At 40.8% G+C, this 21671-nt stretch carries 23 protein-coding genes and 1 other annotated feature (1 of these 24 only partly in view); of the genes, 20 read left to right on the top strand and 3 right to left on the bottom strand.

All coding sequences use genetic code 11. The features are described from left to right. Positions 1-62: 62 nt before the first annotated feature. The 12 genes from rpoE (at position 63) to Q4600_RS01205 (ending at position 10328) form a co-directional block, all read left to right on the top strand. Complete coding sequence (rpoE, locus tag Q4600_RS01260; RefSeq protein WP_102529698.1) at positions 63-641, top strand: RNA polymerase sigma factor RpoE; 579 nt, start codon at positions 63-65, stop codon at positions 639-641. A 25-nt stretch (positions 642-666) separates the two neighbouring features. After that, complete coding sequence (locus tag Q4600_RS01255) at positions 667-1281, top strand: sigma-E factor negative regulatory protein (protein ID WP_102529697.1); 615 nt, start codon at positions 667-669, stop codon at positions 1279-1281. A 12-nt stretch (positions 1282-1293) separates the two neighbouring features. After that, a complete protein-coding gene (locus Q4600_RS01250; RefSeq protein ID WP_102529696.1) occupies positions 1294-2250 on the top strand; it encodes a MucB/RseB C-terminal domain-containing protein in 957 nt (318 codons plus the stop codon). 72 nt (positions 2251-2322) lie between these two features. After that, positions 2323-2790, top strand: coding sequence for a SoxR reducing system RseC family protein (locus tag Q4600_RS01245; protein WP_303512958.1), 468 nt, complete (start codon positions 2323-2325; stop codon positions 2788-2790). A 163-nt stretch (positions 2791-2953) separates the two neighbouring features. Next, positions 2954-4744, top strand: coding sequence for a translation elongation factor 4 (gene lepA / locus Q4600_RS01240; RefSeq protein ID WP_102529695.1), 1791 nt, complete (start codon positions 2954-2956; stop codon positions 4742-4744). Positions 4745-5004: 260 nt separating this feature from the next. Next, positions 5005-5919: a signal peptidase I gene (gene lepB, locus Q4600_RS01235; protein ID WP_102529694.1), complete on the top strand. Its 915-nt coding sequence runs from the start codon at positions 5005-5007 to the stop codon at positions 5917-5919. Further along, entirely contained in the window at positions 5919-6599 is a 681-nt protein-coding gene (gene rnc, locus Q4600_RS01230; RefSeq protein ID WP_102529693.1) for a ribonuclease III, read from the top strand. The genes lepB and rnc overlap by 1 nt, the downstream gene beginning before the upstream one ends. Then, complete coding sequence (era, locus tag Q4600_RS01225; protein WP_229367768.1) at positions 6596-7600, top strand: GTPase Era; 1005 nt, start codon at positions 6596-6598, stop codon at positions 7598-7600. Before rnc ends, era begins: the two co-directional genes overlap by 4 nt. A gap of 48 nt (positions 7601-7648) precedes the next feature. Next, positions 7649-8356 (top strand): DNA repair protein RecO, encoded by a 708-nt coding sequence (gene recO / locus Q4600_RS01220; protein WP_303512484.1) that lies wholly within the window; start codon positions 7649-7651, stop codon positions 8354-8356. Positions 8357-8441: 85 nt separating this feature from the next. Continuing rightward, complete coding sequence (pdxJ, locus tag Q4600_RS01215) at positions 8442-9179, top strand: pyridoxine 5'-phosphate synthase (RefSeq protein ID WP_102529690.1); 738 nt, start codon at positions 8442-8444, stop codon at positions 9177-9179. Continuing rightward, on the top strand, positions 9179-9559 hold the full coding sequence (gene acpS / locus Q4600_RS01210; RefSeq protein ID WP_102529689.1) for a holo-ACP synthase: 381 nt from the start codon (positions 9179-9181) through the stop codon (positions 9557-9559). Before pdxJ ends, acpS begins: the two co-directional genes overlap by 1 nt. A 226-nt stretch (positions 9560-9785) precedes the next feature. Next, positions 9786-10328 (top strand): DUF962 domain-containing protein, encoded by a 543-nt coding sequence (locus tag Q4600_RS01205; RefSeq protein WP_229367764.1) that lies wholly within the window; start codon positions 9786-9788, stop codon positions 10326-10328. A gap of 76 nt (positions 10329-10404) precedes the next feature. Here Q4600_RS01205 and Q4600_RS01200 read toward each other — a convergent pair whose 3' ends face one another. Continuing rightward, positions 10405-11691 carry an HlyC/CorC family transporter gene (locus Q4600_RS01200; protein WP_102529687.1) on the bottom strand — a complete coding sequence of 429 codons (1287 nt, stop codon included), beginning with the start codon at positions 11689-11691 and terminating at the stop codon, positions 10405-10407. 113 nt (positions 11692-11804) lie between these two features. Further along, positions 11805-12593, bottom strand: coding sequence for an inner membrane protein YpjD (locus Q4600_RS01195; protein WP_102529686.1), 789 nt, complete (start codon positions 12591-12593; stop codon positions 11805-11807). Between the two features lie 265 nt (positions 12594-12858). Between Q4600_RS01195 and ffh the strand changes: the two genes are divergently transcribed. From ffh to Q4600_RS01155, 8 genes are all read left to right on the top strand, one after another. Then, on the top strand, positions 12859-14232 hold the full coding sequence (gene ffh, locus Q4600_RS01190) for a signal recognition particle protein (protein ID WP_102529685.1): 1374 nt from the start codon (positions 12859-12861) through the stop codon (positions 14230-14232). Between the two features lie 215 nt (positions 14233-14447). Further along, complete coding sequence (gene rpsP, locus Q4600_RS01185; protein WP_055025607.1) at positions 14448-14699, top strand: 30S ribosomal protein S16; 252 nt, start codon at positions 14448-14450, stop codon at positions 14697-14699. 20 nt (positions 14700-14719) lie between these two features. Further along, positions 14720-15250, top strand: coding sequence for a ribosome maturation factor RimM (gene rimM / locus Q4600_RS01180; protein WP_102529684.1), 531 nt, complete (start codon positions 14720-14722; stop codon positions 15248-15250). A gap of 15 nt (positions 15251-15265) precedes the next feature. Continuing rightward, complete coding sequence (gene trmD / locus Q4600_RS01175; protein ID WP_303512501.1) at positions 15266-16012, top strand: tRNA (guanosine(37)-N1)-methyltransferase TrmD; 747 nt, start codon at positions 15266-15268, stop codon at positions 16010-16012. Between the two features lie 34 nt (positions 16013-16046). Further along, positions 16047-16400, top strand: a complete 354-nt coding sequence (gene rplS / locus Q4600_RS01170; protein ID WP_055025610.1) for a 50S ribosomal protein L19 — start codon at positions 16047-16049, stop codon at positions 16398-16400. Between the two features lie 209 nt (positions 16401-16609). Beyond that, positions 16610-17683, top strand: a complete 1074-nt coding sequence (locus tag Q4600_RS01165; RefSeq protein WP_102529787.1) for a 3-deoxy-7-phosphoheptulonate synthase — start codon at positions 16610-16612, stop codon at positions 17681-17683. A gap of 36 nt (positions 17684-17719) precedes the next feature. Beyond that, positions 17720-18859 carry a bifunctional chorismate mutase/prephenate dehydrogenase gene (gene tyrA / locus Q4600_RS01160; RefSeq protein WP_229367758.1) on the top strand — a complete coding sequence of 380 codons (1140 nt, stop codon included), beginning with the start codon at positions 17720-17722 and terminating at the stop codon, positions 18857-18859. Positions 18860-18974: 115 nt separating this feature from the next. Beyond that, on the top strand, positions 18975-19307 hold the full coding sequence (locus Q4600_RS01155) for a hypothetical protein (RefSeq protein WP_303512961.1): 333 nt from the start codon (positions 18975-18977) through the stop codon (positions 19305-19307). 283 nt (positions 19308-19590) lie between these two features. On the opposite strand, the gene Q4600_RS01150 is transcribed toward Q4600_RS01155, so the two are convergent. Continuing rightward, entirely contained in the window at positions 19591-21546 is a 1956-nt protein-coding gene (locus Q4600_RS01150; RefSeq protein WP_303512507.1) for a chorismate mutase, read from the bottom strand. Between the two features lie 63 nt (positions 21547-21609). Then, positions 21610-21671: a sequence feature (Phe leader region), on the bottom strand (it continues 52 nt past the right edge of the window).

The following is a 21671-nucleotide window of genomic DNA, read 5'->3' as shown; positions in this document are numbered from 1 at the left end:
TTGTGAATATGATTCGAGCGACTGAGAAATCAGTATTATAGATTTAGGAGTAGTCGGCTCGGATGAGTGGACAAATAAGTGATCAACAGTTAGTTGAGCGTGTACAACGCGGTGACAAAAACGCATTTAATCTGTTAGTTCAGAAGTACCAAAATAAAGTAATGAGCTTGATATCACGTTATATTCGAAATCAAGCTGACATCGCCGATGTGGCACAAGAAGCCTTTATTAAAGCTTATCGTGCATTACCTAATTTTCGTGGTGAAAGTGCGTTTTACACTTGGTTGTACCGAATTGCAGTAAACACTGCAAAAAACCATTTGGTTTCTCAGAGCAGAAAAACACCGGCTAACAGTGTTGATGCAGAAGAAGCTGAATATTACGAAGGCAGTGATGCGTTAAAAGAATTTGCATCTCCAGAACGTTTAGTTTTGTCGGATGAAATTAATAAGGTGATTTTTGAAACCTTAGAAACGTTGCCAGAAGAATTGAAGATTGCAATATCACTTCGTGAACTTGATGGTATGAGTTACGAAGATATTGCCAATATCATGGATTGTCCTGTTGGAACGGTAAGATCAAGAATCTTCCGAGCCAGGGAATCAATCGATAAAAAACTCCAGCCTTTGCTGGAACAGTAATAGTCTTTATTGACACAGGTGAAAAATGCTTAAATCAGGTCAAGAATGGGTTTCATCAGCAGTTGACGGCGAAGTAGATGCTAAAACATTAGCGGAACTGTCAGCAGACGAAAACTCACACAAACAGTGGCAAAACTATCATATGATTGGTGATGCTATGCGTGGTGAGTTACCGCAGACAATTGATTTAGATCTTACTGCAAACATTGCAGCAGCAATTGAGTTAGAACCTGCGATTATCGCGCCTCAAACTGAAACTACGTCAACTCATGATGCCAAAGTGGCTACTACTGAGACTAAGAAAGACAATGTTGTGCCTTTCTTTAAGCAATTTGGCCAATATGCAATTGCTGCTACTGTCGCTATGGTTGCTATTGTCGGTGTACAAAATTACGGTCAAGACCAAAACGCTGATTCACCATTACCTGTGTTAAACACGCGTCCATTAGTGGGTACCGCTTCTCCTGTGAGTTTACAAACTGGCGCAGTGCAGAATCAATCTAGTGTTAGTAATGACAATGTTGTTGAGCAACGTCGTAGAATTAATTCTTATATTCAAGACCATATGCTACAACAAAGGTTGAATTCAGGTGTCGTTGTGCAGCACAATGACGCTATTGAACAAAACGTTAATAAATAATTTGGAGTTAGCTTGCGTCTAATCCTGTTAGCCCTTGTTGTATTGGCATTTCCTACATTTGCCAATAGCAATACTGAAAGTATTGCTGAAGAAGAAATGTCTGCAAAAGCTTGGCTTGAAAGTATGAGCCAAGCGCTACAAACCAAACAGTACAAATCCTCTATAATTCAGCTTCAAGCAGACCATATTCGTCCATTAGTTTATCTTCATGGTACGGTGAATGATAAAGAAGTTGCCTTTTTAGAATACCTCAATGGTCCACCTAAAAATGCAGTAAGAGTTGCTGATACTGTCACTTTTATTGAGCACGACCAACCCGCTTACAGTATAAATGCTCCTCGTATTCAAGGTGTTTGGCCAACTATTTTTGCAACTGATGTTAGCTCTTTAGAGCAAGGTTATCAGTTTGTCTTAGGTGGTCGCAGCAGAATCGCTGGCCGTCCAGGTCAGATGATCCGTATTATTCCCGTAGATGATAATCGCTTTATGTCGCAAGTGTGGATTGATATGGACACACGTTTACCACTTCGATATGACATGGTGAATCAAGAAAAACAATTGCTCGAACAAATGATGGTCATTGAGTTACTTGAACTTAACGAACCTGCGAAAATTTTAATCGAAGCGGAAAAACAAGGTTTACCGCCAGTAATGAATCCTGCTGAGCGCATTAAAGGCCAGAACTGGGAGTTCAGTTGGTTACCTGCAGGTTTTCATATGGTGGTAAAAGATCACCATCGTTTAATTGGCAGTGATGAATCAGTTGAATATATTGCTTTAAGCGACGGTTTAGTGAATATTTCGGTTTATGTTGCGCGCATGGGTGACAGCCCAATGCCAGATGAACTTATTACCCGCAATGGCTTATCTATGGTCGTTGAGCAAGTTGGGAACGTTGAAGTGGTCGCTGTGGGTAAAGTACCAGCAGAAACTCTAAATCGTATTGCTAAAAGTCTCATTTTGAAGTAACTATCTAGCATGTCAGATACGCCTTCAACTCAAACTCCTTCAACGCCGCCGCAACCCGCATTGTCAAAATCGATGCTGGAAGAGGTGGCAACTGTCACAGCTTATGATCCTGATGGTTGGGTAACCGTAGAAATTGAATTGAAAAGTGCTTGTAATCATTGTTCTAGCAGTGAGAACTGCGGCACTTCGACGGTAGCAAAAGCGTTTTCAGTCAAGCGGCAGCGGTTTTCATTGATGAGCGAAAAACCTTGCGAAGTGGGTGATTTACTCAAATTAGCTTTACCGGAGAGCGTTATTATAAAAGCGGCTATGCTTGTTTATATTGTGCCGCTGTTCGGTTTGTTTATGGGCGCGGCAATGGGTTTGTGGCTTGGTGATTTACTCAATGTTAATGCTGATTATAGTTCAATGTTGTTCGCTGCATTGGGCGGAGTGAGCGCTTGGTTTGCTGGCAAACAGCAAGCAGCAAAGTTAGAAAAGTCTTCTACTCCAGTAATAACCGCTTATTTAGGGCAAGCAGTGAGTTTACATCGCGGTTAAAAATGTCTAAATTCTTTGTAAAAACATTAAAGTTTGCCGCTTAAACTGTCTATTTTTACACTGATTTCTGTTGGCCTATTGATTCTGATTGGTATTAACCCCTTATTCAGGTACAATTTGGCACCATTATTTCCATCATTTTAGTAGTAGTCATTTCATCCAAATGAAACACATTAGAAACTTCTCAGTTATTGCTCATATCGATCACGGCAAATCAACATTGTCAGATCGCCTTATCCAATTTTGTGGTGGTTTATCAGACCGTGAAATGGCCGCTCAAGTACTTGATTCTATGGATATCGAGCGTGAGCGCGGTATTACCATTAAAGCACAGAGCGTTACGCTCGATTATAAAGCTGATGATGGCGAAACCTATCAATTGAACTTCATTGATACTCCGGGCCATGTTGATTTCTCATATGAGGTATCACGTTCATTAGCCGCTTGTGAAGGTGCATTGTTAGTTGTTGATGCTGGTCAAGGCGTTGAAGCACAAACACTGGCTAACTGTTATACCGCCCTTGAAATGGACCTGGATGTGGTACCAATCTTAAACAAGATTGATTTACCACAAGCTGATCCTGATCGCGTTGCTGCTGAAATCGAAGACATTGTTGGTATTGATGCCATGGACGCGGTTCGTTGTTCGGCGAAAACGGGTATTGGTATCAAAGATGTTTTAGAAACGATTGTTTCTGACATTCCACCACCTGAAGGCGATATTGATGCGCCGCTGCAAGCTTTGATTATTGATTCATGGTTTGACAGCTATTTAGGTGTAGTTTCTTTAGTACGTATTAAGCATGGTGTACTGAAGAAAGGTGACAAATTTAAAGTGATGTCGACAGGTCAGAATTATAATGCTGACCGCGTAGGTATCTTTACACCTAAACAAACTGATACACCTGAATTAAAAGCAGGTGAAGTTGGCTTTGTTATCTCTGGTATTAAAGAGATTCATGGTGCACCGGTTGGTGATACGTTAACTCACGCCAAAAATGGCGCAGAAGAGCCACTTCCTGGTTTTAAAAAGGTCACTCCACAGGTTTACGCGGGTGTATTCCCAATTTCAACCGATGAGTTTGAAAGCTTCCGTGATGCCTTGAATAAACTAAGTTTGAATGATGCGTCATTATTCTTCGAACCTGAATCTTCTTCAGCATTAGGTTTTGGTTTCCGTATTGGTTACCTTGGCTTATTGCACATGGAGATCATTCAAGAGCGTTTAGAGCGTGAATATAATCTTGATTTGATTACCACAGCACCAACAGTAGTTTACGAAGTTGAAATGACTCGTGGCGAAGTGCTGTATGTTGATAATCCATCAGATTTACCGGCAATTAATAATATTGAAGAAATTCGCGAACCTATCGTTGAAGCGAATATGTTGGTGCCAAAAGAATACCTAGGTAATGTGATTACTTTATGTGTTGAAAAGCGTGGTGTTCAAACCAATATGGTTTATCACGGTAATCAAGTATCTGTGACTTACGAACTGCCTATGGCAGAAGTGGTTATGGATTTCTTCGATCGCCTAAAATCAACCAGCCGTGGTTACGCTTCACTCGAATATAACTTTATTCGTTTCGAGCCAGCTGACATGGTGCGCTTAGATATCATGATTAATGGCGATCGCGTCGATGCATTAGCAATGGTTATTCACCGTTCAAACATTCGTCACCGTGGTCTAGCACTTGTTGATAAGATGAAAGAACTTATCCCAAGACAGATGTTTGATATTGCGATTCAAGCGGCTGTTGGTAGTCAGATTATTGCCCGTTCAAACATTAAAGCGATGCGTAAAGACGTAACGGCGAAATGTTATGGTGGCGATGTTTCTCGTAAGAAGAAACTACTGCAGAAGCAGAAAGACGGTAAAAAGCGCATGAAGCAAGTTGGTAATGTTGAAGTACCACAAGAAGCGTTTTTAGCAGTATTGAAGCTTAATGATTAACCTCTTAATTAATATGCCTGATTGAGGCTTTTATTAAGAGTGAAGATAACGCCGCAGTTTGCGGCGTTGTTATTCCTAAAAATAATTATTATTTTTCACCAAAGATGATGAGCAAAAGTTAATTTTGCAATCGAAGTGATTTTGTATATTTTGTAACACAACAGATAGTGATTCTGCATGTTATCCGTCGGATACTCATTATTTAGCAGTGTTAATCACTGAACCCATTTAAAAGTGTAAAGGCAGGAGCTTAATACCCAATGGCAGCCCATTTTTCTCTTATTTTAGTCATCGTCACGTTAGTCAGTGGTTTGATTTGGCTAATTGATGTTATTTTCTTTGCTCCAAAGCGCCGCGAAGCGCTTGCTTTAGCCGAAGCAAAACAAGCAGACCTTAGTGAGGAAGCAAAAGAGAGTATTATACGTGAATCAACGGTTGTTGAATTTGCTCATTCTATTTTCCCTGTCATTGCTTTTGTGTTGATTTTACGTTCGTTTATTTATGAACCATTTCAAATTCCATCAGGTTCGATGAAGCCGACTTTACTCGTGGGTGACTTTATTTTAGTTGAGAAGTTTAGCTATGGTTTACGTGATCCAGTATGGCGCAGTAAATTAGTTGAAACGGGTGAGCCTGAGCGCGGTGATGTGTTCGTATTCAAGTACCCAGAAAACCCACAAATAGACTATATTAAAAGAGTTATTGGTTTACCTGGTGACCGAATTGTTTATCAAAATAAGCAGTTTTTGATTGAACCAAAATGTGACGATGGTGCAAATTGCCCGCCAGCGAAAGCAGTGAAATTAAGCAGCGTTAATCGTGGTGAGTTTTCTCAAGAAGGTATCCCATTATCTCGTTACACTGAGCAACTTGGTGATATTGAACATGACATTTTGATTAACCCATCTCGACCAGATTTTAGTAATCATTTTTATGAGCAAGCTGGCACAGCTGTGGGTGAGTTTATTGTTCCTGAAGGTGAGTATTTTGCCATAGGTGATAACCGCGATAATAGTACAGACAGTCGTTTTTGGGGCTTTGTACCTGAAGCGAATCTAGTTGGTAAAGCAGTCGCTATTTGGATTAGTTTTGAGTTTGAGCGACCAGCAAGCAGCTGGTTACCAACTTGGGTGCCGACGGGTGTGCGTTTTGACAGAGTAGGTGCAATTAAGTAATGGAACCAATTAAGAACTTACCACGTTTATGTAGAACACTTGGTTATGAGTTTACCAATGTAGATCTGCTAACTCAGGCGTTAACCCATCGAAGTGCCGCTTCAAAGCATAACGAACGTCTTGAGTTTTTAGGTGATTCGATTTTATCAATTATCATTTCAGATGCGTTATATCACCAGTTTCCAAAAGTCACTGAAGGTGACTTGAGTAGAATGCGCTCTACATTAGTAAAGGGTGAAACCCTTACCGTTATCGCGAAAGAGTTTAAATTAGGTGATTACCTTTATTTAGGCCCAGGCGAACTTAAAAGTGGCGGTTTTAGACGCGAGTCGATACTCGCTGATGCTGTTGAAGCTATCATCGGTGCTATTTATCTTGATGCCGATATAGAAACATGCCGTGGTCTATTGTTGACCTGGTATAAGCAACGCTTAGCTGAAATCAAACCAGGTATTAACCAAAAGGATCCGAAAACGATCCTTCAGGAATATTTACAGGGTTATAAAAAGCCATTACCAGAATATCTTGTTGTAGATGTTAAGGGTGATGCGCACAATCAAACATTCACGGTTGAATGTCGAATATCAGAAATAGATAAAGTAGTGACAGGTGTCAGTACTTCTAGAAGAAAAGCTGAGCAGCTAGCTGCGGCTCAGGTATTGGAGCTAATTAATAAATGACCAAAAAAACAGACTTGCCAGAAAGCTCGCCAGCAGAGCCAAGCTTGGATGAATTATTGGCAAGGATGAATGGTGCCGCACCCGCTGCTGAAGCGAAATATGAAGTGACTTTTTGTGGCATGGTTGCCATTGTAGGTCGCCCAAATGTGGGTAAATCAACTTTACTGAACAAGTTACTTGGTCAGAAAGTGAGTATTACTTCTAAAAAGCCGCAAACCACACGTCACCGTATTATGGGTATTCATACAGATGAAGCAAAACAAATCATCTTTATTGATACGCCAGGTCTTCATATTGACGAAAAACGCGCTATTAACCGTTTGATGAACCGTGCTGCTGCCAGTTCATTAGCTGATGTGTCTATGGTTGTGTTTGTTGTTGATGGTATGACATGGACTGAAGATGATGAAATGGTGCTTAATAAGCTGCAACAAGGTAGTGGTAAGCGTAAAACTGTTTTAGCCATTAATAAAGTCGATAACATTAAAGATAAAGAAGCCTTATTTCCTTATCTTGCAGAGCTCTCTGAAAAGTTTGCTTTTGATGAGATTTTGCCGATTTCAGCCACTAAAGGCACGAACGTGCAACGTATTTTAGATTTAGCGCAAGAGTCTTTACCTGAAGGGCAGTTTTATTTCCCTGAAGATTATGTGACTGATCGTTCTCAGCGCTTTATGGCATCTGAAATTGTGCGTGAAAAGCTGATGCGCTTCTTAGGTGATGAACTACCTTATGATGCCACTGTCGAGATTGAGCAGTTTAAAATGATGGACAATGGCGTTTATCAAATTAATGCTTTGATTTTGGTAGAGCGTACAGGCCAAAAACGCATGGTCATTGGTAACAAAGGTGAGCGTATTAGAACCATTGCTACCCAAGCACGCCTTGATATGGAGACCTTATTTGATAATAAAGTTTTCTTAGAAGTGTGGGTGAAAGTGAAATCAGGTTGGGCAGATGACGAAAGAGCGCTGCGCAGTCTAGGTTACGGCGAAGACTAATACAATGTCAGCCTTGATCTCATGCTATAGCCGTTAGTCGTCTCTTCGATGTTACGCGGCTATATACTCCATCATCGTCCTTACAGAGAATCCAGTGTGATTGTCAATCTGTTGGTCGATGGTGTGGGTCGCCTTGATGCATTAGTCAGGGTAGGCAGCGGTAAAAAATCCATTAAAAGTATCATCCAGCCTTTTCAGCCTCTGATATTTCAATTCAATAGTAAATCAGACTCAGTTGATTCTTCACTTAAGTTTATTACCCAAATTGAACCTGCAGCGCCAGCACTTCCCTTAAAATCAGATAGTTTATATTCTGCGATGTACCTTAATGAGCTTCTGGTGAGAGTACTTAATTCAGGCCAACATGCCGAAAGCTTATTTTTGCATTATCATCGCAGCTTGATGGCGTTAGCGAGCGAGTTTAGCTCAGAGCATTTACGCTATTTTGAAATGGAATTGCTTAATGAACTGGGCGCTTTGCCTTCACTTGAATATGATACTCAAGGGGAAAGTATTATGGCTGATATGAGTTATCGGATTATTGCCGATGAAGGCTTTTTACCTGTGGCTCAGCAGGCATCAGCAAACGTGACAAATAGCCGCCATTTATTATCTGGTGATATGCTGATTAACTTACAATCCAAACAACTTGTTGAAAATAATTTAGTGCAGGCGAAAGGATTAATGAGGTTATTATTAACTCCATTGTTAGGTGGAAAACCACTACTAAGCAGAAAATTATTTATTAAGAAGTAACAGATTAGCACTGATATTAGAACGATATTAGTTCTGATAACAGTGCTGAAATTAGACAAGAACAAAAATATATAAGGAGCCCACAGTGAGTGGAATTTTATTAGGCATTAACATCGACCATATCGCCACTTTACGCCAAGCTCGTGGTACTGAATACCCTGATCCTGTACATGCCGCAGCAGTGGCAGAACATGCTGGTGCTGATGGCATCACCATTCATTTACGTGAAGATCGCAGACATATTGTTGATCGTGATGTTTACCTACTGGCCAAAACCCTAAAAACACGGATGAACTTTGAGTTTGCTGTGACTGAAGAAATGATTTCAATTGCCTGTGATGTTAAGCCAGCTTATGCCTGTTTGGTACCTGAAAAACGTGAGGAATTAACTACCGAAGGTGGTTTAGATGTTGCGGGCCAACTTGATAAAATCACCCAAGCTGTCACACGTCTTGCGGCACAGGGTATTAAGGTGTCTTTATTTATTGATGCAGACAAAGCACAAATAGATGCTGCAGTGGCCTCGGGAGCGCCTTATATTGAAATTCACACAGGCTGTTATGCTGATGCGAAAACTGATGCAGAGCAATTACAAGAGTTAACGCGTATTACCGAAATGGCAAAATATGCTCACGGTAAAGGCCTGATTGTTAATGCAGGTCATGGCTTGCATTACCATAATGTCAAACCAATTGCGGCTATTCCTGAGTTGTATGAACTTAACATCGGTCATGCTGTGATAGCGCGCGCAGCAATTGACGGCTTAGCTGTTGCAGTAAAAGACATGAAGCAACTGATGCAAGAAGGTCGCAGAGGCGAATAATGGCTGTTATTGGCTTAGGTACTGATATTGTCGAGATTGCTCGTATTGAGACCCAGTTTATGCGCCTTGGTGATAAACTGGCTAAACGTGTATTAACGCCAGCAGAACTTGAAATTTATCAGAGTTCTAAAATACCGCATCGATATCTTGCAAAGCGTTTTGCTGCTAAAGAAGCTGCAGCCAAGGCCTTAGGCACTGGCATTGGACGTGGGGTGTCATTTCAGCATATTCATATTGCCAATAATGACAGTGGTGCCCCCATTGTGAGTTTTACTGATGGTGCCTTAACGAGAATGAATGAACTTGGCGCTAGCCATGTTCACATCACCATCGCCGATGAGCAACACTATGCTGTAGCGACAGTTATCATAGAGTCTTAAATCGGTATTAGGATGATTTCACTACTTGATTGCACAAGTAATCTATTAAGGCGCTTCGGCGTCTTTTTTGGGCGCCTTTTTCGACTTCTATCAAAAGGTGTTTGCTGGTATTTATTTCTTATCGGGCATTAAATTACAACTGCGAATGATTCTAGAGCTTGAGCTCCATAGTTGAAGTAGGGTAAGTTAATAGGATGTTACTTGATAAAAATAATAAGGACTCGTAATGAAATCGGCCGTTGAGCAACTTGCCACTTATAAAAGTGTGCATTTAAACCCCAAAAATATTAAAACTCACTTTGTTGGCGTACCGCTAATTATTTGGTCTGTTTTTTTATTGCTAAATCTAATCCCAATTAATTTTGTTTTGTTAGCCGAAGATGGATTTAAGATTAATATCGCAACCATCTTCGCTTTGGGGACATTGATATATTATTTTATATTGCATAAAGGCTTAGCGCTTGGTTTAACCATTTTTATTATCCCAGTCCTGATGACTTCTTCAATGGTGGCTGAATTTGATAATGCTTGGATGGTGGGTGTTGGTGTATTTTTTGTCGGTTGGGTTATTCAGTTTATTGGCCATAAATATGAAAAGGCGAAACCTGCATTCATCGATGATTTAAATCAGTTATTGATAGGCCCTTTTTTCTTAATGGCTGAGTTGTACTTCATGATGGGCTTAAACAAAAATTTAGAGGATGAAATTACGCCTATCGCTCGAGATAAAAGAAGAGCATTAGAAGCCAACCGCCGTCAGGCAGCGTAATGTAAGCGAAATAAAGTTTATACGAGCAATAAAAAAGGCGCTTATTAGCGCCTTTTTTGATGGCGTTTGAATTGGACTAATCAGTCAACTCTTCAGTCGTATCTTCTTTAAGTCCAGGTACTACTTTCACCGCTTTAATCATGTTGTCAGAGACCTCAATCACTTCAATATTATAATTATCGATAGTGACGTTTGTTCCCGCATCAGGAATATCTTCTAGATACTCGATGATAAGCCCGTTGAGTGTCTTAGGGCCATCAATTGAAAAGTCCCATTTCATTTCTTTGTTCAAATCACGGATGTTGATCGTTGCATCAATGACAAAACTGCCATCTTGTTGAATATCAATATCCTCGCTGGCAGTGGTGATCATTGAAGTGGTAAAGTCGCCGACAATTTCCTCTAGGATATCTTCAAGCGTCACTAGCCCCTGAATGTCACCATACTCGTCAACCACTAAGCCAAAGCGTTCTTTATTTTGCTGGAAGTTAGATAGTTGTACGGTGAGCGGTGTACCTTCAGGAATGAAGTACAACTCTTTTACTGCCCTAAGCAAAGAGGACTTACTGAATTCTTCTTTCGAGCGAAGTCTAAGGGCATCACGAAGGTGAATAAAGCCGACGGCATCATCAATATTGTCACGATATACCAACACTCGAGTATGTGGGCTTTGAGTGACTTGCTTATTGATTAACTTGAACTCGTCATTGACGTTAATTGCATAGATGTCTGATCGCGGGATCATAATATCTTCAACGGTGACCTTTTCTAAGTCGAGAATGGATATCAACATCTCTTGATGTCGCTGAGGGATCAGTGCACCAGCCTCATGAACCACAGTGCGCAGCTCTTCTTGGCTTAATGCATCGTTGACACTGATATTTTTTATACCTAATACACGCAAAAAGCCTGATGTGATCAGATTAATGACTTTAACCAGTGGCCATAACACTGATAACAGGGCTTTTAGTAAGAAGCTAGATGGAAAAGCGATACGTTCAGGGTGAAGAGCTGCAACCGTTTTCGGCGTTACTTCAGCAAATATCAGCACTACTAATGTCAGCACCCCCGTTGCGATTGCCACACCCATATCGCCGAATAAGCGCATACCAATAATGGTGGCAATGGCCGAGGCTAAGATGTTGACGAGGTTATTACCAATTAGAATTAAACCAATTAACCTGTCTGGCCTTTCAAGCATCTTTAATGCTCTTTGCGCCCCTTTATGCCCACTAGAAGCAAGGTGACGAAGGCGGTAGCGGTTTAATGTCATCATGGCTGTCTCAGACCCAGAAAAGTAGGCTGAGATTAAGATTAACACTAGAAGAGAGAGGAGGAGTGCGCTGGTAGAAATAGCGTCCAAAAAGGGCTCCAGTAAACGTAATTAAAAACTGAGTAAAAAAAAGACGAATGATGAGTATCAATCATTCGTCATGAGTGTCAAGTCTGGGAAGGTTAACCTGCCAGAGTTGTAGTTTATCTTAAAATGATTTCAGTCACTATTCGAGCGCCAAAATAAGCTAAAGATAATAATGTTGCACCTGATAATGTGTAGATGACGGCTGTGCGAACACGGCAACCAATGGTGTAGTTTTGCCATAGCATAGCGCCGTATACTAACCAAGCTAAGATGGATAAAATTGCCTTATGACCTTTACCATCTTCAAACATATCTTCTAAAAACACAAACCCCGTGATTAATGAAAGAGTCAGTAAGAACATACCGATAGTGACTAAATGAAAAAGTTGTTTTTCAACTGTCATTAAAGGCGGCATGCCAGGGCTCATCATGGTTTTCTTGTTTTTAAGCTTATTTTGAATCAATAACAATTGAATCGCATAGAGCGCGGCAATCATTAATGCACTGTAAGCCATAAGAGAAAGCACAATGTGAGCTAAGATCTCAGGGTGGATATCAAAATGAATAATGTACTGTGGCGGTATGAGCCATAACACTGCAACTGAAATAACAGAGCAGGCATAAACCACAGGTACCACAACTATCACCTTTAAGCGGTGCATAATAATGGTAAAGCTGAAGGCGATAATCCAGTTAACTAATGAAATCACATTCGTTAAACTGAAGTTTTGACCGTCAGCAGTATAAATAGTTTGCGAAAGTGCAATGCCGTGAAGCACAACGGCAATAGATGCAAAAATTGCGACCAATCGACGATTCGGCCCTTCTGCATGGAACAAACGACTCGTCACTAATACGAGTGCAATGCAATAAAACAACATAGCCGAAGCTGAAAAAATGACCATCTGGAATAAACCTATCAAGTTATGAGTGCAGGTTGTTTTTAAAAATAAAATCAGCACATCTATATTTATCTTAGATTAACATGAACCCTACCCATTAGGGCAGTGACCCAAGACTCAAAATTTAACAGTTTCCACCATTTAACTCCAAATAATTTACGAAAAATGACATACATCAATAGACAGGCCTCAGGCTAATCTCGCATCTTGAAGTAGTTTGGGTATAATAGGCGACAATTATCGAATCGTTTAAGGTAAACAGCAGAGCATGTTTGAGAATCTAACCGACAGACTGTCACGAACCCTCAAGAATATTAGTGGTCGTGGTCGCTTAACCGAAGACAACATTAAAGAAACCTTACGTGAAGTGCGCATGGCACTACTTGAGGCTGATGTTGCTTTGCCCGTTGTACGCCAATTTGTAAACAGCGTAAAAGAACGTGCAGTCGGTCAAGAAGTCTCTAAAAGTTTAAGTCCGGGACAAGCATTCATTAAGATTGTCCAAAATGAACTTGAAAAAGCGATGGGCGAAGCTAATGAAGCATTAGATTTAGCCAGCCAGCCACCTGCAGTATTAATGATGGCGGGTTTGCAAGGTGCGGGTAAAACAACCAGTGTTGCAAAACTGGCAAAATTTTTACGTGAGCGTGAGAAAAAATCTGTTTTAGTTGTGAGTGCCGACGTTTATCGTCCTGCTGCGATTAAGCAATTGGAAACATTGGCTGCAGAAGTTGAAGTGGATTTTTTCCCATCAGACGTAAGCCAAAAGCCAATTGATATTGCGACAGCTGCAATTGCGCATGCAAAATTAAAATTCATTGATGTTGTAATTGTCGATACTGCAGGTCGTTTGCATGTTGATGAAGCCATGATGGATGAGATTAAAGATCTCCATGCGGCAGTAACACCTGTTGAAACGTTATTCGTTGTCGATGCAATGACAGGTCAAGATGCGGCAAATACTGCTAAATCATTTAATGAAGCACTACCTTTAACCGGTGTTATTTTAACAAAGGTTGATGGTGATGCCCGTGGCGGTGCTGCATTATCAATTAGAAACATTACCGGTAAGCCAATTAAGTTTTTAGGTGTCGGTGAGAAAACTGACGCATTAGAGCCGTTCCACCCAGAACGTATCGCTTCACGTATTCTTGGTATGGGTGACGTATTGTCACTTATCGAAGAAGTTGAACGTGGTGTCGATAAAGACAAAGCGATGAAGCTTGCTTCAAAAGTGAAGTCAGGCGGTGGATTTGATCTAGAAGATTTTCGTGAACAACTGCAGCAAATGAAAAACATGGGCGGCATGATGGGCATGATTGAAAAGCTACCTGGAGTAGGACAACTGCCTCCAGAAGCATTAGCTCAAGTTCAAGACGGCAAAATGACCAATCAAATGGAAGCTATTATTAATTCAATGACGCCTGGTGAACGCCAACGTCCTGATATCATCAAAGGTTCGCGTAAGCGCCGTATTGCATTAGGTTCGGGTACTCAAATTCAAGACGTCAATCGTTTATTGAAGCAGTTTACTCAAATGCAAAAAATGATGAAAAAAATGTCAGGCAAAGGCGGCATGAAGAAAATGATGCGCGGCATGGGCGGAATGATGCCTCCTGGAATGAAGTTTCCAGGGCGTTAATTCGCTTTAAAACTCCAAAAAAATTATCTACATCAGTTCGTAAGACTGATTATCAACTATGTGGCCATAAGCCCTTTGGTTTTTAAAACAACGGATTTGGTTGCAATAGTTGAAAAATCAGGTAAAATCTTGCGGCTTTCTCTGGGGCCCTTCGCGAACACGGAGTCCCAGTTTTTATTTTTGCTTACTAGCAAATCATTAGAGGAATAAAACGCATGGTTACCATTCGTTTAGCTCGTGGCGGCGCAAAAAAGCGTCCATTTTACAATATCGTTGTTGCTGATAGCCGCAATGCTCGTGACGGTCGTTTCATCGAACGTGTTGGTTTTTTCAATCCTTTAGCTAAAGGCCAAGAAGAAACTCTACGTTTAGATCTAGACCGTGTAGATCACTGGGTTGCTACAGGTGCAGCAACTTCAGAACGCGTAGCGAAATTGATCAAAGACGCTCGTAAAGCTGTTGCTTAATAGCGTTAAGGTATAAATAGATGAGTAGTAACCAACAACCAATCGTACTAGGCAAAATTGGCTCTAGTCATGGTATTAAAGGTTGGATGAAAATCACTTCTTATACCGATTCTGTTGAAGGTATTTTTGATTATTCTCCTTGGTTCATTAAAGAACAAGGTGAATGGCGTGAAGTAAAAGTCACTCAGTGGCGTTTTCAAGGTAAAGCACTTGTTGCCTGTCTTGAAGGTGTAAATACACGTGAGGATGCGCAATTACTTACAAATTGTGAGATTGCAATTCAGGCTGACCAAATTAAAGACTTGTCGGAAGATGAATTCTACTGGCGAGACTTGATTGGTTGTACTGTGACCAATACTAAAGGCTATAACATGGGTGAAGTTGAACAGATCGTGGAAACAGGATCTAACGACGTACTACTTGTTAAAGCTAACGTAAAAGATGCATTCGGCAAAGCGGAACGAATGATCCCCTTTGTCCCTGAGCAGTTCGTCCTTGAGGTGAACGTGCAAAGTAAACAGATATTAGTGGACTGGGATCCAGACTTTTAAGTCGAGGTACAACATATGTGGTTAGGGGTAGTAACCCTGTTTCCTGAGATGTTTCGTGCTGTTACAGACTTTGGAGTTACGGGTCGAGCCGTTAAAAACGGCCTGTTAGAGTTGCAAACGTGGAATCCTCGTGATTTTACGAATGATCGACATAATACTGTTGATGACCGTCCTTATGGTGGTGGTCCAGGTATGTTGATGATGGTGCAACCGTTACGCGATGCTATTCATGCAGCGAAAGCTGCGGCAGGTGACGGTGCGAAAGTGATTTATTTATCACCTCAAGGACGCAAGCTGGATCAGCAAGGTGTCAGTGAGTTAAGTAAATCATCTAGTTTGGTATTGGTATGTGGTCGATACGAAGGTGTTGACGAACGTATCATCCAATCTGAAGTAGATGAAGAGTGGTCGATTGGTGATTATGTGCTTTCGGGCGGAGAGTTACCTGCGATGACTTTAATCGATTCAGTTGCAAGGCTAGTACCTGGTGTACTAGGTAAGCAAGCGTCAGCAGAGCAAGATTCTTTCTCTGATGGCTTATTGGATTGTCCACACTATACTCGCCCAGAAAACTTAGATGGTGTCGTTGTTCCAGCAGTGTTATTAAGCGGTGACCACGAAAAAATTAGACTCTGGCGGTTACAACAAAGTCTTGGTAGGACTTTTTTGAGACGACCAGAATTATTTGAAAATCTAGCTCTGACTGGCGAACAAAAGACTCTTTTAGCAGAGTTTGTTACCAATATGGACAAGCCTGTTTAGTCGAAGCTCAGTTAATCCTAGAACGGAGTAAGTTATGAACAATATCATTAAAATGCTCAACGATGAGCAAATGAAAACTGACGTACCTGAATTTGGTGCTGGTGATACAGTAGTAGTTCAAGTACGTGTTAAAGAAGGTGAAAAAGAGCGTCTACAGGCGTTTGAAGGTGTGGTAATCGCTAAGCGTAACCGTGGTCTTCACTCTGCATTCACTGTACGTAAAATCTCTAATGGCGAAGGTGTTGAGCGTGGTTTCCAAACTCACAGTCCACTAGTAGCTAGCATCGAAGTTAAGCGTCGCGGTCGTGTTCGTCGTGCTAAGCTTTACTACCTACGTGAGCGTTCAGGTAAATCTGCACGTATCCGTGAGAAGTTGGCAACTAAGTAATAGTTACCCGCTTGAAAAAATAAGATGCAGTGTTCGCACAACAACCCGCCTATATGGCGGGTTTTTGTTTATTTGGAGAAAATGTCATTTATAGGTTGCTAAGCCTTATTGAAAAAGGCATAGTTAGCACAAGTCTGTAATGGTGTAGCGTTACGCTAATATTTATTGAAGTGTTATTGATTAGAAACCTTAAGAAGTGAGTAATGAGCATGCAACAAGATACGATTAATAACGTCCACATTAGTTCTGAAAAAGTGTTGGTAACCCCAGCTGAGTTAAAAAAAGAGTTACCGTTATCTGATCATGCTTATCAGTATATTTTAGACGCGCGCCAAACCGTGGCGGATATTGTCCACAAGCGTGATAACCGTGTCTTAATTGTGACTGGGCCTTGTTCTATTCATGACATTGACGCAGCAAAAGAGTATGCATTGAAACTTAAGAAGCTGCATGATGAATTAAGCGGTGAGTTCTACATTTTAATGCGGGTTTACTTCGAAAAGCCACGTACCACCGTTGGCTGGAAAGGCCTTATCAATGATCCTGATATGAATGAATCATTCGATGTCGAAAAAGGCTTAAGAATGGCGCGTGAGTTGATGATTTGGCTTGCTGAATTAGAGTTACCTGTAGCTACAGAAGCGCTTGATCCAATTAGCCCACAATACATGTCTGAGTTAGTGACTTGGTCTGCTATTGGCGCACGAACCACTGAATCGCAAACTCACCGCGAAATGGCATCAGGTCTATCTATGCCTGTTGGTTTCAAAAATGGTACTGATGGAAAACTTGATGTAGCAATTAACGCCTTAAAGTCAGCAGCTAGCAGCCACAGGTTTATGGGAATTAATCAGAAAGGACAAGTATCGTTATTGCAAACTGCAGGAAACCCAGATGGTCATGTTATTTTACGTGGTGGTAAAACGCCGAATTATGATGCAGAAAGTGTTGCCACATGTGAAGAACAATTACACAAGGCTAAGCTCAATGCGCGATTAATCATTGATTGTAGTCATGGTAATTCATCGAAAGACTATACAAGACAGACCATAGTTTGCGAGGATGTATTCCAGCAAATTCAAAATGGTAATCGCTCAGTGATTGGCGTCATGCTTGAAAGTCATTTAAATGAAGGTAATCAGTCTTCTGATAAACCTTTACCTGAACTTGCTTACGGTGTCTCAGTTACTGACTCTTGCATTAACTGGGCAACTACTGAATCACTTTTGCGTCGTAATGCCGATTTATTAAAACCTGTTTTACCGAATCGCTTTGCTGGTTAATTTATAAGTAAGTTGTGCGATAGATGGATATAAGCTATGAATGAAAAAACCACATTAGATTTAGAAAATTTACGAGACCTGATTGACGGCGTTGATCAACAGTTATTAAATTTACTCCGTAAACGTCTCGATCTAGTCGCGCAAGTTGGTACTGTTAAGCATGCTGCAGGGGTGCCAATTTATGCACCACAACGTGAAGCTTCGATGTTAGCTAAGCGTCGTAAAGAAGCCAGTGAAATGGATATCTCTCCGCAATTGATTGAAGATATCCTAAGACGCTTAATGCGTGAGTCGTACCTTAATGAAAAGGATGTCGGCTTTAAGCAGGTTAAAACCGATCTCGGACACATCGTGGTTGTCGGTGGTGAAGGTCAATTAGGTGGTTTGTTTAGTCAAATGCTAACCCTTTCAGGTTATCAAGTGAAAAGCTTAGATAAAGATGACTGGGATCAGGCTGATGCACTTTTTGATGGTGCAGGGATGGTGATTGTTACTGTGCCAATTAACGTGACTTGTGAGCTTATTCGTAGCAAATTAAACAATTTACCTGATCATTGTATTTTAGCTGACCTCACCTCAATTAAGTCAGAACCGCTCAATGCAATGTTAGAGGCCCATAAGGGACCTGTAGTGGGTTTACACCCAATGTTTGGACCTGATGTGGGTAGTTTAGCCAAACAAGTTGTAGTGGTGTGTGATGGACGTGATACCGATAAATACCAATGGTTTTTAGAACAAATTACGATTTGGGGAGCCCGCATTGTTAATGAAGATGCAGAGCGACATGATAAAGCCATGCAGCTAGTGCAAGCAATGCGACATTTCTCAAGTTTTGTGTACGGAGTTAATTTGTGTAAAGAAGAAGCTGATATTGAAAGTTTATTGCAATTCAGTTCGCCTATTTATCGATTAGAGCTTGCCATGGTAGGCCGATTGTTTGCTCAAGATCCTGAGCTCTACGCCGATATAATCTTTGCACAAGAAGGTAGTCAAGTTGCCATCAGTGATTATCTGGACAATTACCGCGATGCATTAGATTTATTGAAAAGCGGTAATAGAGATGCATTCGTTGCACAGTTCAGAGATGTGGCTAAATGGTTTGGCGATTTTGCACCGCAATTTCAACATGAAAGCCGTGCAATGTTGCAATCAGTGAACGATATGAAGACAAATTAAGTCATTTTGCTGGATAAGTTCGCAAAATATTGCGAAACCAAAGATCTAGGATTATTGTTATAAGGGAGTTACGATGAGTAACTCCCTTAATTTTAACGCACTAGGAGTGAATCTTATGACAGAAGCTGAGGTCTATACCGCAGAAGATTTATCGCTTGGGCATTTTTTATATGCGTTGATGAGTGCATTTCCGTTATTTTTTTTACCGGTTTTCTTTAGTTTAGTGATTAATATCTCGCAGACTAATGTTGCTTCTCAATCGTTACTGGCATCACACCTTAGATGGCAACGTAATAGTATTACAGGTTTAATACCATTATTGATCATTGGCTACTTTATGCCGCAACTTTGGCTGAGTATTCCTGTATTCACTTTTGCTTTAATTTGGTTCAGTTATCGTATTTTCAAAGGTTGGTTAGGCCTAAACGATAACCTCAGTATGTATTAGTGATTAATTAATCAACCTTTGTTAAGCAGAAGACATAAAAAAACCGAACCCATGAGTTCGGTTTTTTATTGTCTTCAATTTAGCTATAGATTTGCTTATACAGTACTGAGTCTGTGCTAAGTCACAGTCACAGTCACAGTTATAGCCTAAGCAAGATGTTAAACAAATCGCTTAGTACCGATAATTTAGGTTACTAGCAATTTTGGTTAACAAGATTTTCGTTAGCAAAAATTTCAGTTAACAAGAAACCCCATGCCTTTAACGACAGTGATGAACATAATCTCTATTGATGCAGTCGGTGTAATAACTCGGCCTGTTGTTCAGGACAGTTGAGTTGGTTGTCGTTAATAATGACACCGTTTGCGTGCAGCTGTTTTAAGGCTTTTGCTTGCTGACAGACTAGTTTATCTTCAACGGCATAGCTCACATTACCTAATACAGGTAAATGGCTCTCAGACAGTACTTCAATAAGCCCTGCGAGATCTAAAGCAAGTTGCTCAGGGTTACTAAAACTTCTTATTCCCGCCTCAACCAATATTAATTGTTGGTTGCCTTGGGTTAATATTTTATTTGCTGATGCTAACCAATCTGTTGTGCTTGCCATTGTATTGCGCTCTAGCAAAACAGGTGTGCTAACAGAACCTGCTAAACCAAGTAATTCCTCGTTATACATCTCTTTACCTGCAAGGTAGATCATGTCTGCCACTTTGACGATTTCGTTAAAGTGATTCACAGAATCAATTTGAACAGCACTCGTTAGGCCTGCTTGATCGATTAAGTGACAATATTCTTTTATCTCAATCGCACTGAGACTGGCGGTTGTAGTATCGAGTAATAATACCGCCTGAAAGCCTGACTCTTTAATTTGCTTAACTTTAGTGGCAAATACATCCTTGTCTATTGGTAAATTGACTTGTTGCATTGCCGCAAAATCGCTGCCGCCGACATTAAATTGCTTCAACTCAATTTGAGTATTTTGCTGGCGATATCGTTTTGAAAATTTGGGTGCGTCATTATCTTCTGACGGGGTGCTAATAGATTCTTTTGAACTATTAGGCTCGATCACTAATTGGCTGTTATTAAGCTGAGTTGGTTTGACTGTTTCACAAGGGTAGCAACCTAATACTTTGATAAAGCGGGTGAGACGCTCTAACTCTTTAAGTGCTTGCTGTAGTTCAGTTGTCGCAAGATTTGCATCAACATCGAGATAGAACATTTCTTCCCACGGTGTCCCCGGAATAGGGCGGGATTCAAGTTTGCTCATATTGATATTGTGCGCTTTAAGCACTAATAAAGTTTCAACTAATGCACCTGGCTTTTGTCCAGTGGCCATAATAAGCGTGGTTTTAGCGGGTAATTGTGAAGGGACAGCAACCGCTTTTCTTGCAACCACAATAAAACGACTCTGGTTTATTTTTTGATTTGCTAAACCATTTTCTGCAGCGGTTAACTGATATAAGGCGCCGCCTTCAGCGCTGCCAATGGCCGCAACACTGCTATCTTCAGCATCGATCACTTTCTGCATCGCTTCAGCACTGCTAGAGCAATAGGCTAGCGTCAGGCTTGGGTGTTGCGATAACCAATGACTACATTGACTAATAGGCTGTGGATGAGCAAATACGGTTTCAATACTATCTAAACCTGCGCCATCTTTGGTTAATAGGCAATGCCCAACCTCGATAGTGGTTTCGCCAACAATAGATAACGAAGTGTGCTGAAGTACGTCGTAAACTTCATTAATTGAACCAGAAGAAGTGTTTTCAATCGGCAGAAAGCCTAAGTCAGCATGTCCAAGTTCTACTGATTTAATGATTTCATCAAAGCTTTGGCAACCGAGATCTATCATGTCTATCTGACGACGTTGACAAAAACGACTTGCGGCTAAAAAGGAATACGACCCTCGAGCGCCAAGGTATGCGATGGTTGATTGCTGTTGCTGGATCTCTGGGTTCGCCCTGCCGTGTAAATAGGCTTGCTGGTTTAATACCGAGTCCTCGATGATGCTTTGATATAAAGAAATAACGAAATGAGCATCTAAACCGTGCTCTCTTCCTTGTTCAACTAACCTTGCTAGTAGTTCTTTTTCTCGTTGGGTATCTCGAATCGGTCTTACATCGATTTCTTTGCTGCGAGCGACATCTAAACTTAAGTCACGACGTTTAGATAATAAAGACAGCAGTTCTTTATCTAAGGCGGTAATTTGCTTGCGGGTTTGGTTTAATTCTGGCGCTTTGTTCATAATTGCCTCAATGACGACTGCTTAGCTGACATACCTTCAAACAGGTAGCATTTTAAAGTTAATAATAAAAAGCCCCCCAAGTGGGAGGCTTCATATTTCATTTTCGTTTTTACACAAAAAATCCG

This window comes from Shewanella sp. 2_MG-2023, from assembly GCF_030548905.1.
Classification (GTDB): domain Bacteria; phylum Pseudomonadota; class Gammaproteobacteria; order Enterobacterales; family Shewanellaceae; genus Shewanella; species Shewanella electrodiphila.
The sequence above is the reverse complement of the archived record's forward strand: the minus strand, read 5'-3'. Positions and strand labels throughout refer to the sequence as shown.

Bases quoted from the DNA above. Each gene is read 5' to 3' on its own strand.
- rpoE (WP_102529698.1), top strand. From the start codon at position 63: ATGAGTGGACAAATAAGTGATCAACAGTTAGTTGAGCGTGTACAACGC.
- Q4600_RS01255 (WP_102529697.1), top strand. From the start codon at position 667: ATGCTTAAATCAGGTCAAGAATGGGTTTCATCAGCAGTTGACGGCGAA.
- Q4600_RS01245 (WP_303512958.1), top strand. From the start codon at position 2,323: ATGCTGGAAGAGGTGGCAACTGTCACAGCTTATGATCCTGATGGTTGG.
- lepA (WP_102529695.1), top strand. From the start codon at position 2,954: ATGAAACACATTAGAAACTTCTCAGTTATTGCTCATATCGATCACGGC.
- lepB (WP_102529694.1), top strand. From the start codon at position 5,005: ATGGCAGCCCATTTTTCTCTTATTTTAGTCATCGTCACGTTAGTCAGT.
- rnc (WP_102529693.1), top strand. From the start codon at position 5,919: ATGGAACCAATTAAGAACTTACCACGTTTATGTAGAACACTTGGTTAT.
- era (WP_229367768.1), top strand. From the start codon at position 6,596: ATGACCAAAAAAACAGACTTGCCAGAAAGCTCGCCAGCAGAGCCAAGC.
- recO (WP_303512484.1), top strand. From the start codon at position 7,649: ATGTTACGCGGCTATATACTCCATCATCGTCCTTACAGAGAATCCAGT.
- acpS (WP_102529689.1), top strand. From the start codon at position 9,179: ATGGCTGTTATTGGCTTAGGTACTGATATTGTCGAGATTGCTCGTATT.
- Q4600_RS01205 (WP_229367764.1), top strand. From the start codon at position 9,786: ATGAAATCGGCCGTTGAGCAACTTGCCACTTATAAAAGTGTGCATTTA.
- Q4600_RS01195 (WP_102529686.1), bottom strand. From the start codon at position 12,593: ATGGTCATTTTTTCAGCTTCGGCTATGTTGTTTTATTGCATTGCACTC.
- ffh (WP_102529685.1), top strand. From the start codon at position 12,859: ATGTTTGAGAATCTAACCGACAGACTGTCACGAACCCTCAAGAATATT.
- rpsP (WP_055025607.1), top strand. From the start codon at position 14,448: ATGGTTACCATTCGTTTAGCTCGTGGCGGCGCAAAAAAGCGTCCATTT.
- rimM (WP_102529684.1), top strand. From the start codon at position 14,720: ATGAGTAGTAACCAACAACCAATCGTACTAGGCAAAATTGGCTCTAGT.
- trmD (WP_303512501.1), top strand. From the start codon at position 15,266: ATGTGGTTAGGGGTAGTAACCCTGTTTCCTGAGATGTTTCGTGCTGTT.
- rplS (WP_055025610.1), top strand. From the start codon at position 16,047: ATGAACAATATCATTAAAATGCTCAACGATGAGCAAATGAAAACTGAC.
- Q4600_RS01165 (WP_102529787.1), top strand. From the start codon at position 16,610: ATGCAACAAGATACGATTAATAACGTCCACATTAGTTCTGAAAAAGTG.
- tyrA (WP_229367758.1), top strand. From the start codon at position 17,720: ATGAATGAAAAAACCACATTAGATTTAGAAAATTTACGAGACCTGATT.
- Q4600_RS01155 (WP_303512961.1), top strand. From the start codon at position 18,975: ATGACAGAAGCTGAGGTCTATACCGCAGAAGATTTATCGCTTGGGCAT.
- Q4600_RS01150 (WP_303512507.1), bottom strand. From the start codon at position 21,546: ATGAACAAAGCGCCAGAATTAAACCAAACCCGCAAGCAAATTACCGCC.